The 18596-nt window shown below is 50.0% G+C and carries 21 protein-coding genes and 3 tRNA genes; 10 read left to right on the top strand and 14 right to left on the bottom strand.

What is annotated here, in order from left to right; translation table 11 throughout:
* Positions 1-90: 90 nt before the first annotated feature.
* Positions 91-780 (top strand): iron-containing redox enzyme family protein, encoded by a 690-nt coding sequence (locus tag QJT81_17900; protein ID WGZ93643.1) that lies wholly within the window; start codon positions 91-93, stop codon positions 778-780.
* Between the two features lie 3 nt (positions 781-783).
* Here QJT81_17900 and bioA read toward each other — a convergent pair whose 3' ends face one another.
* Positions 784-2097 carry an adenosylmethionine--8-amino-7-oxononanoate transaminase gene (gene bioA / locus QJT81_17895; GenBank protein WGZ93642.1) on the bottom strand — a complete coding sequence of 438 codons (1314 nt, stop codon included), beginning with the start codon at positions 2095-2097 and terminating at the stop codon, positions 784-786.
* Positions 2098-2256: 159 nt separating this feature from the next.
* Here bioA and QJT81_17890 point away from each other — a divergent pair, with 159 nt between their 5' ends.
* Positions 2257-2958, top strand: coding sequence for an outer membrane beta-barrel protein (locus QJT81_17890; GenBank protein WGZ93641.1), 702 nt, complete (start codon positions 2257-2259; stop codon positions 2956-2958).
* Here the strand turns inward: QJT81_17890 and dnaQ are convergent.
* Genes dnaQ through QJT81_17875 form a run of 3 tightly spaced genes read right to left on the bottom strand, consistent with a single transcriptional unit; the run spans position 2955 to position 4913 of the window.
* Positions 2955-3674: a DNA polymerase III subunit epsilon gene (dnaQ, locus tag QJT81_17885; protein WGZ93640.1), complete on the bottom strand. Its 720-nt coding sequence runs from the start codon at positions 3672-3674 to the stop codon at positions 2955-2957. The genes QJT81_17890 and dnaQ overlap by 4 nt on opposite strands.
* Complete coding sequence (rnhA, locus tag QJT81_17880) at positions 3671-4114, bottom strand: ribonuclease HI (GenBank protein WGZ93639.1); 444 nt, start codon at positions 4112-4114, stop codon at positions 3671-3673. Before rnhA ends, dnaQ begins: the two co-directional genes overlap by 4 nt.
* A complete protein-coding gene (locus QJT81_17875; GenBank protein ID WGZ93638.1) occupies positions 4104-4913 on the bottom strand; it encodes a class I SAM-dependent methyltransferase in 810 nt (269 codons plus the stop codon). The genes rnhA and QJT81_17875 overlap by 11 nt, the downstream gene beginning before the upstream one ends.
* A gap of 139 nt (positions 4914-5052) precedes the next feature.
* On the opposite strand from QJT81_17875, the gene QJT81_17870 reads away from it, so the two are divergent.
* From QJT81_17870 to QJT81_17840, 7 genes are all read left to right on the top strand, one after another.
* Positions 5053-6360, top strand: a complete 1308-nt coding sequence (locus QJT81_17870; GenBank protein ID WGZ93637.1) for a transglycosylase SLT domain-containing protein — start codon at positions 5053-5055, stop codon at positions 6358-6360.
* On the top strand, positions 6357-6971 hold the full coding sequence (locus tag QJT81_17865; GenBank protein ID WGZ93636.1) for an FHA domain-containing protein: 615 nt from the start codon (positions 6357-6359) through the stop codon (positions 6969-6971). Before QJT81_17870 ends, QJT81_17865 begins: the two co-directional genes overlap by 4 nt.
* Entirely contained in the window at positions 6943-7560 is a 618-nt protein-coding gene (locus tag QJT81_17860; protein WGZ93635.1) for a 5-formyltetrahydrofolate cyclo-ligase, read from the top strand. The genes QJT81_17865 and QJT81_17860 overlap by 29 nt, the downstream gene beginning before the upstream one ends.
* Before the next feature lie 70 nt (positions 7561-7630).
* Positions 7631-8089 carry a hypothetical protein gene (locus tag QJT81_17855; GenBank protein ID WGZ93634.1) on the top strand — a complete coding sequence of 153 codons (459 nt, stop codon included), beginning with the start codon at positions 7631-7633 and terminating at the stop codon, positions 8087-8089.
* Between the two features lie 87 nt (positions 8090-8176).
* Complete coding sequence (locus QJT81_17850) at positions 8177-8893, top strand: hypothetical protein (protein ID WGZ93633.1); 717 nt, start codon at positions 8177-8179, stop codon at positions 8891-8893.
* A gap of 70 nt (positions 8894-8963) precedes the next feature.
* Positions 8964-9812 (top strand): 23S rRNA (adenine(2030)-N(6))-methyltransferase RlmJ, encoded by an 849-nt coding sequence (rlmJ, locus tag QJT81_17845; protein WGZ93632.1) that lies wholly within the window; start codon positions 8964-8966, stop codon positions 9810-9812.
* A 19-nt stretch (positions 9813-9831) separates the two neighbouring features.
* Entirely contained in the window at positions 9832-10284 is a 453-nt protein-coding gene (locus QJT81_17840) for an EVE domain-containing protein (GenBank protein WGZ93631.1), read from the top strand.
* A 14-nt stretch (positions 10285-10298) separates the two neighbouring features.
* Here QJT81_17840 and QJT81_17835 read toward each other — a convergent pair whose 3' ends face one another.
* From QJT81_17835 to QJT81_17795, 9 genes are all read right to left on the bottom strand, one after another.
* Complete coding sequence (locus tag QJT81_17835; GenBank protein ID WGZ93630.1) at positions 10299-11066, bottom strand: hypothetical protein; 768 nt, start codon at positions 11064-11066, stop codon at positions 10299-10301.
* A 128-nt stretch (positions 11067-11194) separates the two neighbouring features.
* The gene (locus tag QJT81_17830) at positions 11195-11782 is read right to left on the bottom strand and encodes a hypothetical protein (protein WGZ93629.1); all 588 of its coding nucleotides are present in this window, start codon (positions 11780-11782) and stop codon (positions 11195-11197) included.
* Positions 11772-13067: a tRNA (N(6)-L-threonylcarbamoyladenosine(37)-C(2))-methylthiotransferase MtaB gene (mtaB, locus tag QJT81_17825; GenBank protein WGZ93628.1), complete on the bottom strand. Its 1296-nt coding sequence runs from the start codon at positions 13065-13067 to the stop codon at positions 11772-11774. The genes QJT81_17830 and mtaB overlap by 11 nt, the downstream gene beginning before the upstream one ends.
* Positions 13068-13075: 8 nt before the next feature.
* Positions 13076-14956 (bottom strand): SurA N-terminal domain-containing protein, encoded by a 1881-nt coding sequence (locus tag QJT81_17820; protein ID WGZ93627.1) that lies wholly within the window; start codon positions 14954-14956, stop codon positions 13076-13078.
* A 113-nt stretch (positions 14957-15069) separates the two neighbouring features.
* Positions 15070-15146, bottom strand: a tRNA-Asp gene (locus QJT81_17815).
* 68 nt (positions 15147-15214) lie between these two features.
* Positions 15215-15291, bottom strand: a tRNA-Asp gene (locus QJT81_17810).
* Positions 15292-15312: 21 nt separating this feature from the next.
* Positions 15313-15388, bottom strand: a tRNA-Val gene (locus tag QJT81_17805).
* Positions 15389-15406: 18 nt separating this feature from the next.
* Positions 15407-15694 (bottom strand): HU family DNA-binding protein, encoded by a 288-nt coding sequence (locus QJT81_17800; GenBank protein WGZ96513.1) that lies wholly within the window; start codon positions 15692-15694, stop codon positions 15407-15409.
* Between the two features lie 152 nt (positions 15695-15846).
* The gene (locus QJT81_17795; GenBank protein ID WGZ96512.1) at positions 15847-16338 is read right to left on the bottom strand and encodes an ISAs1 family transposase; all 492 of its coding nucleotides are present in this window, start codon (positions 16336-16338) and stop codon (positions 15847-15849) included.
* Positions 16339-16478: 140 nt separating this feature from the next.
* Between QJT81_17795 and QJT81_17790 the strand changes: the two genes are divergently transcribed.
* Positions 16479-17900 (top strand): transposase, encoded by a 1422-nt coding sequence (locus QJT81_17790; protein WGZ93626.1) that lies wholly within the window; start codon positions 16479-16481, stop codon positions 17898-17900.
* Between the two features lie 36 nt (positions 17901-17936).
* Here QJT81_17790 and QJT81_17785 read toward each other — a convergent pair whose 3' ends face one another.
* Entirely contained in the window at positions 17937-18596 is a 660-nt protein-coding gene (locus QJT81_17785; GenBank protein WGZ93625.1) for an ISAs1 family transposase, read from the bottom strand.

The following is an 18596-nucleotide window of genomic DNA, read 5'->3' as shown; positions in this document are numbered from 1 at the left end:
GTATATCAGTAGAAACTTATGGAAAATTCGGCTTTGCCGCACACTGCTGCTACAGTTACGCAATTCCCCCATTTTAGAAGGCACTCGCACATGAACGCACCTGTTTTCCTGCAAGAACTCAAAGAACGGGTCAATAACCACCCGTTCCTGCGCCATCCGTTCCTGCAACAGTTTTCGACACAAGCGCTGACGTTTCAACAAGCCCGCACCTTCGCGCTATTGTATTACCCGCACATTTTGCGCACCCGCTTGTATCAGGCGAATGCGCTGGGCGTGACCCCCGATGAGCGCATTCAAGCAGTGCTGGCAGATATTTTGTACGACGAATACGGCAATGGCGACCCGTCAAAATCACACATGGAAGTCTACCGCAAGCTGCTACGCGCGGTGGATTGCAGCCCGGAAGAGATTGCCAACCCGCCGATCACCCCCGAACAGCAAGGTTACATTGACACCATGATGCGTATTACCCAAGGCACTGACTGGTTGGCAGCCGTCGGGGTGGCAGGCATTGCCGGGGAATGGCCGATTCCGCCGTATTACCGCCTGTTACTGACTGGCTTGCGTACTGTACCAGGCTTAGATGATGATGCGCTGGAATTGTTTATCGGGCATATCGAGCTGGATATTGAACATTCACGCATGATTGAAGAAGCCATTATGCCGCATTTGGAAACCCGCGAAGGGCAAGAATCCCTGTGGCGCGGTATCAACCTCAACCTCAATGCGCGGCTCGTGCAATTGAATGGGTTGCAGCGCGAAGTCTTCGGCAAGCAGTAAGCCCTAACCGACCGCAAGCTGTGCCAAACCGTCTGCAATCACCGCATACGCCTGTTTAAGCTCAGCTTCGGTCACGCAATACGGTGGTAACACATACACCACATTTCCCAGTGGGCGCAATAATAAGCCGCGCTCATGGAAAAAGGCTTTGAGTTGCGCCCCAATCGCGGAAGTGTAGCCTGCATCCGCTGCCACCACATCGAATGCCGCAATCGTCCCCATGACCCTCATCCGCTGCACCAACGGATGCCCTGCCAAGGTTGCCAAACCTTGCCGCTGCCAGCGTTCGATTTGTGGTAATTTTGCCAGCGTCTGTTCATCTGCAAATACTTGTAAAGATGCCGACGCTGCCGCACAGCCCAAGGGATTCGCGGTGAAAGAATGCCCATGCACCAACGCCCGATCAAAGCTTTCCCCCAAAAATGCCACGTAAATGGCTTCGCTGGCAACCGTCACCGACATGGGCAAAAACCCCGCTGTCAGCCCTTTCGATAGGCAAATAATATCCGGTGTCACTTGCGCTTTTAGGGAGGCAAACATCGCCCCCGTGCGCCCAAACCCCGTCATAACCTCATCGAAAATCAATAGGATACCCGACTCACGCAAACGTGCTGCCAACGCTTGCAAAAATTCGGGGCGGCACATGCGCATTCCGGCAGAACCTTGCACCAACGGCTCCATAATGACAGCCGCGAGGGTATCACCGTGGTCAGCAAGATAAGTATCGAGTTGCGCTAAAGCGGCTTGCTCTTTGGCGGCTACTGCCGTGTCGCCATCCCATGTTGCGGGGAAGGGCAACAAACCGACTTCAAACAACAAACTTCCGTAAGTATCAAAAAATCCACAACCTTTGCCCGCCGACATCGCGCCTACTGTATCGCCATGATAGCCGCCTTCAAAGGCAAGGAAACGGGTGCGCTGGGATTCACCGTGATTGCGCCAGTATTGCAGCGCCATTTTCAACGCCACTTCCACCGCTGTGGAACCGTCATCGCTGAAGAATACGCGGGTAAGGCCAACCGGCAAACGTTGCACCAGTTCGTGTGCCAATTGCGCGGCAGGTTGGTGCGTGAATCCGGCGAAAATGACCTGTTCCAGCGTGTGCGCTTGGCGGGCAATGGCAGCGGCAATCGTGGGGTGAGCGTGTCCGTGGATATTCACCCACCAGGATGAAATCAGATCAAGAAACTCACGACCATCTTCAGCATAGAGGCGAATGCCTTTAGCCGACGTGATGGCAATCGGCTCTGGAGCAGTCTGAGCTTGCGTAAAGGGATGCCAAACATGGCGACGATCCAGCAAAAGAGTCGTTAACATAAATAACTCACTATACCAATTCAGAAATAACGCAACGCCCAACTATCTGCTCTAAACTGCCATTTATCCTACTTAATAGCGTTAGCTTCGCGAATACAGTTTTAAAATAAATGCTGATAAAAAAGTTCTTTAGTGGATTACTTTTCAGGAATCAATCCCATGAAAAAATTCTTGGTTGTGAATGCTGGCCTCGCTGCCCTAGTGGGTTCAAGCATGGCAGAAGCAGGCTTTTCCCCCTACTATGCTGGAGCAGCCATCGGTGCGTCTCAAAACAACGGCAGTGAAGCGCAGTTTTGTGATGAATGTACCGGCTCTAAATTCACCATGCACAAAAAAAACACAGGAGCTAAGGTTCACAAAGTCTACGCTGGCGCTAATTTAAACCCCGTATGGGGGGTGGAAGCCGAATACGCCAACCTTGGCGATACGTATTCCATTGACATGTACCGCCCTGAATTTGGCATCCCCGGTGGACGTGCAGAAACGGCACGTGCCCGCCAAAAAACCCGTGGTATTGGCCTCAGTGCCAAAGCGAATCACCGTGTTACACGCAAGACTTCCGTCTATGGCAAGGCAGGCGCATTTGTTTGGGAAAACAAAAACAGTATGGATTATACCAACCTTGACGGCATCAATGAAAAATACAAAAGTACTGACCGGGGAGTTAGCCCAACTGTCGGACTTGGCATTGAACACGAAGTCACCGACCGCATTAGCATCCGCGCAGGTTGGGATCGTACCTTTAATACCGGCAAGGGTGACCGCTTTTTGGAACTGGACGCCAATAAAAACGTTACCGATTTACACAGTGTGAAAACGGATACCGACATGATTTACGTCGGTGCAACGTTTAACTTCTAAGCGGATAACGTGTCAAACAAACATTTGCCCCCTGCTTTGGTGATGGCAGCAACACGTTCAGTGTGGGCTGCCATCTCTTCAGCATTGGCTTGAATCACTCGCAAACGACTCACATCAGCAACAATCCGACGGATTCCTGCACTTCCGTTTTGACCGTTATTACCTGCATCCTCTGCACCTAGCAACAAACTGACTTGTCCACCTGTCATGGCAAGGTAGACATCTGCCAAAATCTCCGCATCCAGCAAAGCGCCGTGCAAAGTACGGTGCGTATTGTTGATTTCGTAACGCTTACATAACGCATCCAAACTGGCACGTTGTCCGGGGAACATTTGTCGCGCCATGACCAATGTATCGGTTACGCTGCAATCATCCGTAATCGGGTGATGTGCTGGATTCACTAAGCGCAATTCATGGTTAAGGAAACCAATATCAAACGGCGCATTATGGATGATTAATTCCGCCCCATGCAGATAGGCCAGCAGGTCTTTCATAACATCTTCAAAGCGCGGTTTATCAGCAAGAAACTCATTGGTGATGCCATGAACCTCAATCGCTCCTGCATCAATCTCACGATCAGGTTGCAGATAATAGTGGAAATTGTTTCCCGTCAGACGCCGGTTGAGCATTTCCACGCAACCAATTTCGATGATGCGATGACCTTCTTTAGGCTCAAGACCAGTAGTTTCTGTATCGAGGATAATTTGACGGCTCATACTTTTTTCTCGTCGATGGCTTTATTGGCAAGTTGGTCTACCCGTTCGTTTTCAGCATGTCCGCTGTGACCCTTGACCCAACGCCAGTCAATACGATGCTGGGTAGTCGCTGTATCCAAACGTTGCCAAAGCTCTTGGTTTTTAACCGGTTTACCCGCAGCAGTTTTCCAACCTTTGCGTTTCCACCCTGCCAGCCATTCCGTAATGCCTTGGCGGACGTATTGGGAATCGGTGGTCAACACCACCTCACACGGGCGTGTCAGGGTTTCCAGTGCCTGAATCGCTGCCATCAGTTCCATTTGATTGTTAGTGGTGACAGGCTGATACCCGTAGAGTTCACGCTCTGTGCCATTGTAGCGCAACAATGCGCCCCAACCTCCCGGCCCCGGATTACCACGGCAGGCACCATCGGTAAAAATCTCAACTACTTTACTTGGCATTATTTGGCTCTTTACGGGATACACGCCCGGCGCCCGGATTCACAATCATTCCCGGACGTAGCACCGGCTTAACTTTGCGGGAAGGCAATAATAGCGTCATGTTGGATACCTTTTTCTGCGCATGAATAATGTACACATTACCCGTCATCAAACGGAACTGGCTCCCCAAACGATCCAACCAACGCGCCCGTTTAAACAGATAATCACCACCAAATACCGGGCAAAATCCCGCTGAAACCGTTTCACACACCTCAAACCCCAACACACTCAGCCACTCACGCACACGAAAAGTGGAATAAAAGTGGCAGTGTCGTGCCTGGGGATTATACCAATAACGCAATTGTGCCAAGCCCTTGAAGCTGATCGGGTTAAAGCCTATCAAAATACAATGGCCTTCAGGCACTAATACCCGTTCGATTTCACGCAATACTTGATGGGGGCTGCGACTACAATCCAAGGCATGACTCGCCACAACCAAATCCATATTGTTTAACGCAAAGGGTAGCTGCTCCGGTGTCCCCACAATACTGACCCGTTCACCCGATCCCCCCCCTAAAGAAAACTGGCTGGCAACCCGTGATTCTTGCAAAAAAGAATATTGCCCTGCTAACACACCCGTTTCCAAGGCGTAGTAACCAAAAATATCGGCGCTCATGCGACTGATAATCGTCTGCACCCGCGCCAAGGTAGCCTGCCCTGTTGATGAAGCATACCAATCCCGGCAGACATTGACCCCTGCTGGCGATAATGAAGTTGTAGCAGTAACGTTCAGCGATTTTTCCTTGTTCACAAGTAACATACGTATTATATTCGCAGCAGACTAGACTAATCAGAAAAACTTATGAAGAGTATCCCGTTACTCAACTGCTATCCTGTACATCATTATAGCGACGAATCAGGGGCAACATAAGAATAACAAAGTCAATGGGGTTTTAAACATGATAACAATAAGCAAACCGGCGTTCATCGCTGCGTCTATCATCACATTATTTACTGGCTCTGGTTGTTCTAGCCACATGGGTAAACCAGAACAGGCCAGTAAACAACCGACGTTACGCAAAGCTTCTTTGCATAGCACGAGTCTTGCCAATGACGCTCAAACGAGTATCCAACAGCAAGCGCAGCAAAAACCTGTGCTAGATAACGATTTTGATACGTGGGAGCGGGTATTTCGCGGCTTCAAACTCAATAACCAATACAGCCAGCACCCACACGTACAACGGTTTGTTCAGTATTACGGACGTAATCCGGCCCAATTAAACTTGCTCTCTGAACGTGCCAGTGTCTTCCTGCACATGATTGTGCACGAAGTTGAGCGCCGCGACATGCCCAGCGAACTTGCCTTACTGCCTTTCGTGGAAAGTGCCTTTGATGCGGATGTTTTCTCCCACGCAGGTGCTGCGGGTCTGTGGCAATTTATTCCTGATACCGGGCGACGCTATGGCTTGCAACAAGCCATATCCTACGATGCCCGTATGGATCCGTTTGCTGCCACAGGCGCAGCATTGACTTACTTGCAAAAACTCAACAACGATTTCAATGGTGACTGGTTACTCGCACTCGCGGCGTATAACTGTGGTGAAAATCGGGTACAACGTGAAATAGACCGCAACCGTGCTAAAGGACTGCCGACAACGTTCTGGCACCTTTCCTTGCCCAAAGAAACCCGCGAATATGTACCACGCTTACTGGCGTTCAAAGAACTGATTGGTAATGCACCACGCTATGGCATTACGCTGCCGGAAACCCCCAACAGCGCACGTTTGGCACAACTGCGCATCGACAAACCCGTCGATTTACGGCAGGCTGCACTACAGGCAGGCTTAGCAGCGGATACCTTGCTAAACTTGAACCCCTGTTTCCGCACGGGCATCACCACACCACAATATTCCAATCGCATTGTGCTGCCACGTCAATACGCCAAGCAACTCGTACAAGCCATTGAAGCCTTGCCTCCGGCAGCCAATAACCGGATTTATGCCAGTAAATCGTCCTCTGGTTACAATAAGCTGGCAACGACTCGTATGGGTAAGAAGAAATCTAGCCAGCTCGCGAAAGCTAACACCAAAAGTAGCGTCAAAGTACATACGGTACGTAGAGGCGATACCTTGCAATCCATCGCCCTACGTCATGGAACTACAGTAAAGACCTTGATGAAACACAACAGCAAACGCACCTCCAAGTTAAAAGTCGGTGAGCGTTTAGACGTGATTGCCAGTGTATCAGGAGTTAATGCCCAGTCATGAGCGAACTGATTGTCATGCTTGACAAACAAATCCTCAAACGCATTGCTGTAAAAAAAACCAGCATTGTGTTTGGACGCCATGGCAAGTGCGACATCGCTCTTCCCGATCGCACCATTAGCAATAATCACGCCCGCATCACCGTGGTGAGAGACGACTGCTTTTTGGAAGACTTGCAAAGCACCAATGGTACTTACGTCAATCAGCAGCAGATTGACCGCCACTTACTCATGGATGGAGACATCATAGCACTCGGAAAATACCAAGTGGTTTTTCGCTCTGCTCAAGGTATTGCAATACAAATCAAACACTTAAGTATTCACCCTAAATTGATGGATGCCAGCTACAATGCTTGGCTACAAGTGATGGATGGCAGCAAATCAGGGTACATTATTCCCTTAAAAGCCGAACGCTTAGTGCTAGGGAATCAAACCACCGGACAAGTTTTGATTGAGTGTTCCACTCAAGGGCAATATATTATGAGCGAAACGGGTACGATGAATAACCATCGTACCCGAACGTTGAGCGATGGAGACACCCTCAAGGTGGAAGAAACCACCTTCCAATTCTGTCTGAAGGAGCAAGATGCCGACATCAATCCCGCCTCTACCTAAACCTTCACTACGCCGCACTATCCAACGCCAACGTGCAGCGCTTAGCCCTTCCGAACAAAACCAACTATCACAGCAAGCGGTTACTCGTTTGACCACTCAGCGGTTATTTCGCAATGCACGGCACATTGCACTGTACCTACCTGTCAGGGGCGAAGCTGACCCACGCAGCGTGCGTCATCACGCACTACCGCACCAATATTTTTATCTGCCGGTTTTATCGCCATTCAAAGACGGGCGACTGTGGTTTGTGCGTTGGGATAGGACAACTCGCTTCCGCTTGAACCGCTTCCGCATTCCTGAACCGTATCCACATTATCGTCAACAGCGCCCAGCACGCTGGCTTGATCTGGTGATCGCCCCGTTGGTCGCATTCGATCATACTGGCACGCGCATGGGGATGGGAGGAGGCTTTTATGATCGCACCTTTGCATTCAAACGATGCACCATGGCAAGCTTGCGCCCTTATCTGTGCGGGCTGGCTTACCACTTTCAACAAGCCGAATCTTTAACCCGCCAACCATGGGATGTTCCCTTGGATCTCGTCACTTCCGATAGCAGTTTTTTTCGATTCAACACTGGTATATATTAGAATATACTGATATAGTCTTAACATAGTCAGGGTTAGCCTGATACGACATAACCGCATAGGAGATATTGAAATGAAAAAATTATTGATTGGCTTGAGCCTGTTGGCTCTGTCTGCTACCGCAAGTGCAAACGACTTTTTCGGTGGCAACGATGGTGAATGGAAAATGGGGCCTTACGGCCCTTACTATGAAGAAAGCGACTGGCCAGAATGGACTCCTATGTACTGGATGGAAGAAATGATGGACAGCTTTGATGATGAAGACAGCTATGGCGGTAACAATGGCTTCATGGGTGGTATGCCGTTCATGGGTAATAATAACAATATGCCATTCATGGGTGGCAATAACTACCCAATGATGCCTTACGGCGCTGCACCGATGGGCGCTCCAATGATGGCTCCCCCTATGGGTGCTCCAATGATGGCTCCTCCTATGGGCGCTCCAATGATGGCTCCTCCTATGGGCGCTCCAATGATGGCTCCTCCTGCGATGCCAGCTCCGGGTGCAGCACCTGGTCCTGCTGCTAACTAATTTTAGCTAAAGCAGTTATACTTAACAGGTCGGTTTATCCGGCCTGTTTTCGTATTAGCATGACCAAAATACACAGGGAGCAAACCCATGAAAAAAATGATTGCAAGCATCCTCTTGGCAGGTTTCACAAGCATGACCAATGCAGGCGGCTGGGGCTTCGACAACTTCGATATGAATCCCAATATGAACTGGGGCAACAACCAATCGTGGGGGAATGGACCAGGCAATGGCTTTAACATGGGCAATGGTGGCCCGGCTTGGGGCGGCGGTCCAAACATGGGCTGGGGCAATGGTGGCCCAGCTTGGGGTGGTTCTCCAAACATGGGCTGGGGCAATGGCGGCCCAACTTGGGGTGGCAACAACATGCCATGGAACAATGGTTGGAACAACGGCCCCAACATGCCGTTCTGGAATAATGGCCCTAGTATGCCGTTTAACTGGAACAATGGCCCTGCCTTTAACAGCTCAAACTTCCCCGGCACGGGTTGGGGCAATAACACTATGCGCCGTTACCCACGCCCTGTAGCGCCTATGGGAATGCAACCCAATGCAAATGGTATGGGCATGAATAATGGCTTGCCACCTTTCATGATTCCACCACCACCGCCAGTCGCACCTACTCCGCCAACAGCCATGCCATCAGCAACTACGCCCTCTCCGGTGAATGAAAACACGACTCCAGTCACACCTGCATCTGTACCTGAGGCAACAACGGCGGCTCCTGAAGCAACAGCAACCAATCAAGAAGCTCAAGCAACAACACCAAGCACAACACCTGCTCCAGCATCACCTATAACACAGTAAAGTACAGTGAGAGACTACAGGGCGCGAAGTATCAACTCGCGCCCTGCATTTTCCAAGGAAGGAATTTGACTTGTTAAGTTACCGACACGCTTTTCATGCAGGTAATCATGCCGATGTCCTCAAACATGTAGTGCTAGTGTTAACACTGGAATACTACCAGCGCAAAGACAAGCCATGTTGGTACATTGATACCCATGCCGGTGTCGGTCTATACCACCTGAACAGTTCAGAAGCACTGAAAACCTGCGAATTTGCTCACGGCATCCAAACCCTGTGGAATGCCAACAATCTGCCCGATGAACTGCACCCCTATCTCAACCTGATTAAACAGCTCAACACCCAACCAGCCTTGGAATACTACCCCGGCTCCCCTTGGATTGCGGCAAACGTATTACGCAAAACCGATCAATTACGCTTGTTTGAATTACATCCCACTGATTTCACTGCACTGGAAAATAATTTGGGATACGACAAACGTATTCAGATCAGCAAACAAGATGGTTTAAAAGGCTTGCTGGGATTATTACCCCCTATTACTCGCCGGGCCGTTACCCTAATCGACCCATCTTACGAATTAAAAACAGACTACGCTGATGTCATCAGTACACTCACCAAAGCCCACCAGCGCTTTGCCACAGGTACGTATCTGCTGTGGTATCCTGTCGTTGAACGTCAGCGGATCAAGCAAATGATTCACGCCTTGCAGCAAAGTAAGATTGCAGGCATTTTGCAAATCGAATATTGCCCATTAGCCGACAATACGGGAATTGGCATGACTGGCAGTGGTTTGTTCATTATCAACCCGCCTTGGTTACTGGCAAGACAAATGCAGTCAGTATTTCCATGGCTCAATCAACAAATGACGAACTCCGCTGGTCGCTTTACCGTCGCATACATTACCCCAGAAAAAACTACCTGAAGCCCTTAAGGATACACTTATGCAATACTGGCTGATGAAATCAGAACCTGATGTGTTCGGCATTGATGACTTGCAAAAAGTAGCCGTGGAACCATGGGACGGAGTACGTAATTACCAAGCCCGCAATATGGTGCGCGACCAAATGCAGGTAGGTGATCAGGTATTTTTCTACCATTCAAACTGCGACATTCCCGGTATTGTCGGTATCGCCAGCATTGCAACCCAAGGCTACCCCGACGATACCGCATTTAACCCAGAAGCAAAGTATTTCGACCCCAAAAGTGACCCACAGAATCCACGTTGGTATCGGGTTGACGTGCAGTTCGTGCGTAAATTAAAACGCACCATCAGTTTGCATGAATTGCGCGAACAAACGGCGTTGCAAAATATGCCGCTAGTACAAAAAGGCTGCCGCCTCTCTGTCATGCCAGTAAGTGCAGAAGAATGGCAGGTTATCCTTGCCATGGAATAATTTTAGCCAGGCCGTTAGGGAGCTTTATCATTCGTATCCGGTCGGCAAGCTTTAGCTCCCGGCCCAAATAACGGGCAGAAACCATCAGGTAAGGCTGGCACGGGTGCTGCATCCTCTCCACTCAGCTTACCATCCCTTTTTTCTGTCGTTTGCGACGGTATAGTTTCGTCAGGCTCCTGTGGAACTGTCACCGTTGCTGCCAATGCAGGCGCATCAACGGGCTTCGCAAAATGGGATAACCGTAAATGATGAAAAACACGCTTGGCTTCCCAATAATCCTTTTGATACTGGTGGCGGCTCAACAGAGCTTGCTTGGTTTCAGTGGGAACATCTAAACTTGCTACCTTGCCATCTAGCTCAGCAAGCTTTGTCAACAATTCATTAGCTTTTACAACCAACGTAGAGTGTTTATTGTAACTTTCTAATTCCGTTTTTTCCTGAGCCTCAAACTCACGTCCAAGCTTATTCAGCCGCTCTTCTTGTTCAGTGTACATCGCAGGTAAATCAATTTGCTGCCCGGAATCACCTATAGCGGCTCCCGGCATCACAGAATCACGGGTTATATAAAGTGACAATAATGCCGCAACAGCAATCACGGCTAATAACACGGGCAGAACTACCCGTAATAAACCTTCTAATTTTTCTTGTATGGAAACTTCAGGCAAATCTTGCTTGATAACTAATTTTGGCATGGGGAATTCCACTTCGTTGATCTGACCATTCACAACAGCGTGATGCCAACATAACAGCTCTTTATTTTTATACCAGTCACTGACTGACAAAACGGGGGTTTTTACCTGTATACGGACATCGCCCTATATAAACCTGAATACGACGTGAATGCAATAGAAATAAGCAAAGCCGACAAAGAAGTCGGCTTTTTGATTAAAATATAATCTTCTAAAAGGATTTATATCGCTTGAGCGCCGGAAGGTGGCGGAGAAGAAGTAGGCGCTGCTGGCGGGGTATCTAATTCTTTCTTTAATTGATCCACACCTTGTTTTAGGTTTTGGTTTAATTCCTGCACACTATCAGTTAATGCCTTATCCAAATCTTTTAATCCATTTTCCATAAACATATTTAACTGATCAACTACTGCCCCCATCGCACCACTGACCATCGAACCCATGGTTTTTTGGACATCCACTTGCCACACATCTTTATTACGAATCAACACTGTACGCAAAGGAATCGCCATCTCGCCCTTTTCACCACTGTATAGTAGCGTAGCCACTTCGGCTGTCACACCATCTACTTTGATTTCGCCGGTTTCAAAACGCTTAGCAGCAACACTCTTGCTACTCAAAAATTGCAGGTATTGCGCACTCTCCCACGTTGTCAGATTTTTGGCAGAATCCATATCCTCATTTAACACGGCCTGCCAAAACTTATCAGCAACCTCACGAGCTTGCTGCGATTCCGAGGAAAAAATACACCCGTGCAGCAACACACTCAGCACGAGTAAATAAAAACCAAATAAGTAGCGCTTAGCGTTCATGGTTCACTTTCCCTTCAAGAACGGCCTCGTCATTCACACCTGTTAATATGGTGTGCTTAACTGTATTTTCAAGCGGCTTATTATCGGTGACAGACACCATGACTTTACAGTAGTTTGGGGTGTAGCCGGTGTAAATGTGCTGCCCAGCGTCGCCAGCACGTCCGTACTCCCATAAGACCGGCACAGTGCTACCAACTTGCCGTGCTAACCACTCGCGTTTCAGGCGCTCACCCACTGCATGTAAGGTTTGACTGCGTGATTTTTTAACGGATTCTGCAACCTGATTAGGCAATGTAGCGGCTTTCGTTCCGGTACGAATCGAATAAGTGAATATATGCATGTGACCGAAACCAACCGACTCTACATAAGCCAAGGTTTGTTCCCACTCCTCATCGGTTTCCCCCGGAAACCCGACAATAATATCCGTTGTCACATTGAAACCCGGCACACTACGCCGTGCCTCAGTCACTAGCCGCACAAATTCAGTCGTCTTACACCGCCGCGCCATACGTCGCAACACCGAATCGGCTCCACTTTGTAAAGGCAAGTGCATGTGTGGCATTAAACGCGGGTCAGCAAACAGAGCAAAGAAATCATCCGGCAAATCCCACGGTTCTACCGAAGCAAACCGGATACGCGGCATATCGGTTTCCCGCAAAATGGCTTGCACCAAGGCATACAAAGAGCTTCCCGTGTCACTGCCATAACCGCCGACATGCACCCCAGCTAATACAATCTCCTGAATGCCTTGTCGATACAGCTCATTGATTTCAGAAACAATCTCAGCTTCAGTGCGACTGCGCTCCTCACCACGGGCCACCGTGACAATGCAAAACGTACAGCGATAACGGCAACCGTCCTGAATCTTGATGAACGCCCGATGCCGACCACGCAAGAATAATGGCGACTCACCCGGTTCACTAGCCATCGCGGGCATCACCGGCAAGGTAAAATGTTGCATCACGGTTTGGGGAAGTTGATCTTTCTCGGTATTTGGCACAACCAAATCCACACCGAGCGTTTGCGCAACTTCATCCGTTTGCAGGCTGGCATAACAACCACTCACCACCAGCTTGGCGGCAGGGTTTTCACGATAAAGGCGATGCATGAGGCGTCGAGACTTGCCTGACGCTTCATTAGTAACCGCACAGGTATTTAATATTAATACATCGGCATCCGGTACATTGGACACAATTTCATGCCCGCCTGCACGAAACTGCTGCGACCACTGTTCCAACTCCGCCTCATTTAGGCGGCATCCTAACGCTTTCAGATGGACTTTCATGTACCTGCTTACAAATTCTCAGCATGTGTTTCGACTGTGGCGGAATCACGTAGCGCTTTCAAAAAAGCGTCTAACTCACGCGAGCCAATGCTTTGACTATAAATCGCTTCAGCATCAGCACCCAACGTAGCGTCCCCCGCTTTGATCGACTTCAACGCAACGATCGCATAATCCCCATTAGCCAAGGCAACGCTACCCCACGTCGATTTACCTTCTAGCGGATGACTCAGTGCAAATGCCTGCTCCAACACCTCTGGTGACAGTTTAGTATCAGTGCGCCCAAGCAAACCGAGCTTTTCAACAGCAGTCTCCGAGCCTAAACCAGACTCTGCCAATACAGTCCAAGACTGTGCTGCCATCAGCTTTTTCAGGAGATCTTCACCTTTTTGAGCCGTCAATTTGCGAGCCTCTTGCGCAAGCAAAGCAGTGCGAATATCTTCACGAACCGTTTCTAACGGTTTCTGTGCGGCTGGTTCATGATTCACGACACGAATAACCACCGCATTACCATCTTCCAATTCTAACAAGTCAGAGTTTTTACCAGACTTTAAAACCTCTTCGCTAAATGCGGCAGCACGTACTTTTTCATTAGCAGCAATGCCCTGGCCTTGTACTGGCGTAAGCCAGTCTGTTTGCTGCACACTCAAACCCACTTCTTTAGCAGCCGGTGCAAGATCACCATCCTGCTCATACGCAACCCGACCTAGCACTTCGCCTTTGTCGAGGAAGGCTTGTTCCGCTTGATCTTTACGGTAATCGGTTTCCACATCTGCACGTGCTTCTTCAAATGTTTTCGGCTTAGCTGGCTTGATTTCCGTGACACGAATAATTTCGTAACCCGCTTCCGTTTTCACCGGTGCCGATGTTTCACCTACTTTTAGCGCAAAGACTGCTTTCTCAAATTCAGCACCCCAGTCACCTGCCACAACAGAACCCATCTGCCCATCTTTTTCGGCAGCAATCTTATCATCGGAATCAGCACGGGCAATTGCCTCAAAAGTACGCGTGCCTGCCTGTATTTCAGCATATAACGCATCAATACGTTGCTTCGCTGGTGCATCTTTTGCCGGGTCATCGACACTGATTAAGATATGACTCACCATACGCTGTTCTGGCTGCGCATAAGTATCCGCATTATCATCAAACCACGTTTTCAATGCCGCTTCATTCACAGTGACATTAGCCATCAAATCATCACGTTTGAGTTCTACATACGCCAGTTGTGCCCGCTCATCCGTCATATAGGATGCCTTGTTTTGCTCATAATACTGAGCAATTTGCTCATCGGTTACTTGTACTTGCGCCTGGAAATCAGCAAGTTTTAGCGTAAAGACTTCCAACTCACGTTGCTGATTGCGTAGTGCCTGATACTGCTCTGCTTCTGATTTTGGCAAAAACGCGGTACTTGCCACAGCATTTCGCAACTGTTGTTGCGAAAGATCAGCGCGTACTTGTGCTTCAAACTCAGCGGGTTCACGACGCTGCATTTTCAAAAAGCTTTCATACGTTTGTTTATCAAACTTGCCCTCTTTTTGAAAAACGTCGAGCGCAGCAATAGCATCTGCCACTTCCTGATTACTCGCAAGGTAGCCGCCATCACGAATTTTTTGTTTCATCAAGGTTTGATTAATTACAGATTCTAAAGCATTACCTTTTAGCGCTTCATCCATACCTTCTGGCAGTTGACCACCGAATTGCTGCTTGAGTTGCAACAGCGTATTTTGTACGGCTTGCACAGGAATATCTTCGCCATTGACAACAGCAGCGACACGCTTATCGCCACCTTGAAAATAGTCATAAATCCCGGTTAGAGCGAAGGGTACGATAATAATCCCTACGATTGCGTAGGCAATCCAGCCTTTGGCTTTGTCATGAATTGATTGCAGCATGGTCTTTTACGTTTTTGTGAGTAATGTTGATTGATGAACAATTAATGCGCACGCCCCACGCACGCAAGAACGCCATCATACAGGAAGAAACAGGGGGATGAAATGGAAAAAGTTGGCGGAGCGGACGGGACTCGAACCCGCGACCCCCGGCGTGACAGGCCGGTATTCTAACCAACTGAACTACCGCTCCGCGATGTTGTTGTGAACAACTTGAAAGAAACAAAAAGGATGCTACAAGAGCATCCTTTTTTGAATAGTTGGCGGAGCGGACGGGACTCGAACCCGCGACCCCCGGCGTGACAGGCCGGTATTCTAACCAACTGAACTACCGCTCCGCGATAAAAACTGAATAAAGATGGTGGGTAGTGAGGGACTCGAACCCCCGACATTCGCCTTGTAAGGGCGACGCTCTACCAACTGAGCTAACTACCCGTCGTTCATCAGAGGTCGCTACTGTACAGCATCTTTTAGGGCTTTACCAGCCTTAAATGAAGGAATTTTTGCAGCAGCGATAGAAATTGTGTCTCCAGTGCGCGGATTACGCCCAGAACGCGCCTGACGCTCACGCACGAGGAACGTACCAAAACCCACCAGAGCCACTTGGTCGCCTTTCGCCATTGATTCACTGATAACTTCAACAAACGCCTTGAACGCTTTATCGGTATCGGTTTTAGTTAAACCGGACTTCTCTGCTACTGCATCAATCAATTCTGCTTTATTCATAGAAATTTTCCTTATGAATTCATTATAGGGGAAACCGAAACACTCCTGCCACAACAGTCAGCAGAGCCACCCATGCGGATACGCCCGCTAGTTATACCAGCGACATCTAAAATATGTCAACAAAATGACGGACTTCAATAGGGCAATCGCTTGAATAATCGCCTTACTTACATGACTTGCTCCAGCAGTTGTGCCAGATAGTCAGTTGACCACCCTGCCTGTTTACGACGGACTTTGAGGCTATGTTTGTTGGTTTTGTCATTGCGCAGCAGGTTAGTACCCATGTGGCGCAGGATGGCGAGATTATGTGCGCCATGGTTGCTACGGTTTCTCGCCAAATCTTCCCGCATCAGGACATCCAGCACCCAATGCAACTTGTTTTCGATTGCCCAGTGGGAGCGGACGGCATATTGTGCGGCCTTGGCGATCATCGCCAGTGAACAGATGTAGTGGCGGATGGAATAGGTGGATTTTCCTGCTTTTTCGACCCAGGACTCGATACAGATGATGCTGGCAAGTCCTGCCCATTCCTGCCGTTGTTCCAACCAAGCAACATCGGTGCAAATGCGGCAACGGCGGGTTTCGAGCCGCCCGTGGTCTTTTTCCACCTGGGTGTCTTCATCCAGCACATAACCGGCAGGCGGCTTTTCGAAAAACAGGGCGATGTCTTCTGCTAACGTTTTCTGATTGTCTTTGACTGCCAGTAGGTCTCAACAGTCATAAGTTCTCCCCATTCCCCCAAGCAGCACGAAATCCCTTAGAGTAGGCGTTACCAGCGACCTATTATCCAAGGGACATCATGCTAGTTGATCTATACCAGAGCCTTCACCACTTTAAAAGTGAATTTTCGCGCCAGCGAGCATGGCTATTGTTTTGCGCCATCATCCTGAGCTTTTTAGCGGCGACCGAGATGAGCGGGGTCACGTCGATGTGCCGTTACTGGTTATCGGATGAACGGGGCTACCATCGGTTGCTCCATTTTTTTCGTGCCGGGTCTTACCATCCTGAGCGGTTACGGGCGAGCTGGCAGCGGTGGGTGTTGTCCCATGCGCCGCTGGTTGAGGTGGCGGGGCGTTTGGTGGTGCTGGGCGACCATACCCATGTGGTTAAGGATGGTGGGCGGATGCCGGGGGTCGTTTCCTTGCGGGAAACCTCGGAAACCCAAAGCAAACCGGACTATTTCCGGGGGCAGTGTTGGGGAGCCGTGGGGTTGTTGGTGGGGAGCCTGTCCGCCTGTTTCTGCCTGCCGCTGAGTTTGCAAATCCATCAGGGGTTTCGGCATTTGGGGGAAGAGGATGCTAACGACCCGACACTCAAACTGGGGACACGGGTGGTGCAGATGGCGTTGTCGTTTGCGCAGGTGAATGACCGCCCGGTGTGGCTGGTGCTGGATGCGTTCTTTGCCACGGCTTCGGTGTTCCGGCTGGCACGCTCGGTTTGGTCGGTGGCGTTACAACAACCACTGGTGCAGGTCATCACCCGCGCTAAAAAGAACTATGTGGCCTACTTCCCTGCGCCACCCAAACCGCCGGGAAGGCGTGGGCGGCAACGCCAGTACGGGATGAAGCTGGTGTTGTGGGAAGCCTTTGACCATGCTGATTTTTTCCGTGAAGTGACCCTGTGCATTTATGGCAAGGAGGAGTCGGTACGCCTGATGTCCCATACCCTGTGGTGGAAACCGTTAGGGCAGCCGCTGCAATTTGTCTGGGCAGTCACTTCCCGTGGCCCCATCCTGCTGATGTGTTCGGATTTGGTGCTGGACGCGGAAACCATCCTCACCCTGTACTGCCGACGCACCCGGATTGAAACCTTGTTTGATGCCCTGAAAAATACCATGGGCGCATTCCGCTTCCACTTCTGGAGCCGTTACCTGCCGCGCCATTCCCGGCGACCTACCGCCAATCGGCATCTCAAAGCCCCCCAAGCACAGCACCTCCCCACGGTGGTGGCCTGCTGGCAGGCAATGGAAACCTTTGTGTTGTGTGCCTGCATCGCCACCGGTTTGCTACAACTGTTTTCCCTCAAGTACCATGAGGGGCTTTGGAAGCAGCAGGTCTTGTATTTGCGCACCCGTTCCCGTGAATTGCCTTCCGAGAACACCGTGCGACAGATTTTAGCACCACTACTGGCACGGCAATTACTGCGCTCTCCCCCCAAAGCCTTCTGGTGGCGAATTAACGCGGCCGTCAACGGCGATGAGGACGATGATAGGCAAACATGAACCGCTAACAGCGGGAAAATACCCATAATCAAGGTGTTAAAACAGCAGTTCAGTAAGGCTGCTGCCTAACATCATGCTTGGTTTTGGGGGAATGTCACGACTGTTGAGCAGTAGGTAATCACCGCCTGCTTCCACGATTTGCTTGGCGATGGCCTTTTGTGTCCCCATCGCATCAATGGTGATCAAGCAGCCTTCAATGTCGAGCTTGCGTAGCAAGGCGGGGATGGCAGTGATTTCATTGGATTTCTGGTCGGTGGCTTCCTGCCCCAGCACTAGATTTTGCTGGTTTGCCCACGCTGACACCAGGTGCAGAGGGTTCTGCCCGTTGCCACCACTGCGCCGTGAGGTTTTGCCGTCAATGTTCAATAGGTCAGCCTCCCCTGCGGACAGGCTGTTTGTCCAACGGATAAACAGTTCCGAAAACAGCTTAGCATTCAGCGCGTTGAACACGTCACTCACCGTGTCATGGCTGGGAAAGCCCCGTGCATAGGGATAATAGCGGCGCAGGAAATCCGCGTTTAGCTTTGCCCAGCGCACCATTTCCACCACATCGTCTGCCCCTGCTAAGCTGCCTGCCAAACCCAGCAATAGGATTTCAGGTAGGGGGTAGAGAACTTTGGCTTGCTGGCGGGGGTCTTCTAAAACTGACAACTGTTCCAGTAAGCGGCTGATAGCGCTGGACGGCAAGTTCGGCAT

Origin of the sequence: Candidatus Thiothrix putei, assembly GCA_029972225.1 — a bacterium.
In the GTDB taxonomy this organism is placed as follows: Bacteria; Pseudomonadota; Gammaproteobacteria; order Thiotrichales; family Thiotrichaceae; genus Thiothrix; species Thiothrix putei.
The sequence above is the reverse complement of the archived record's forward strand: the minus strand, read 5'-3'. Positions and strand labels throughout refer to the sequence as shown.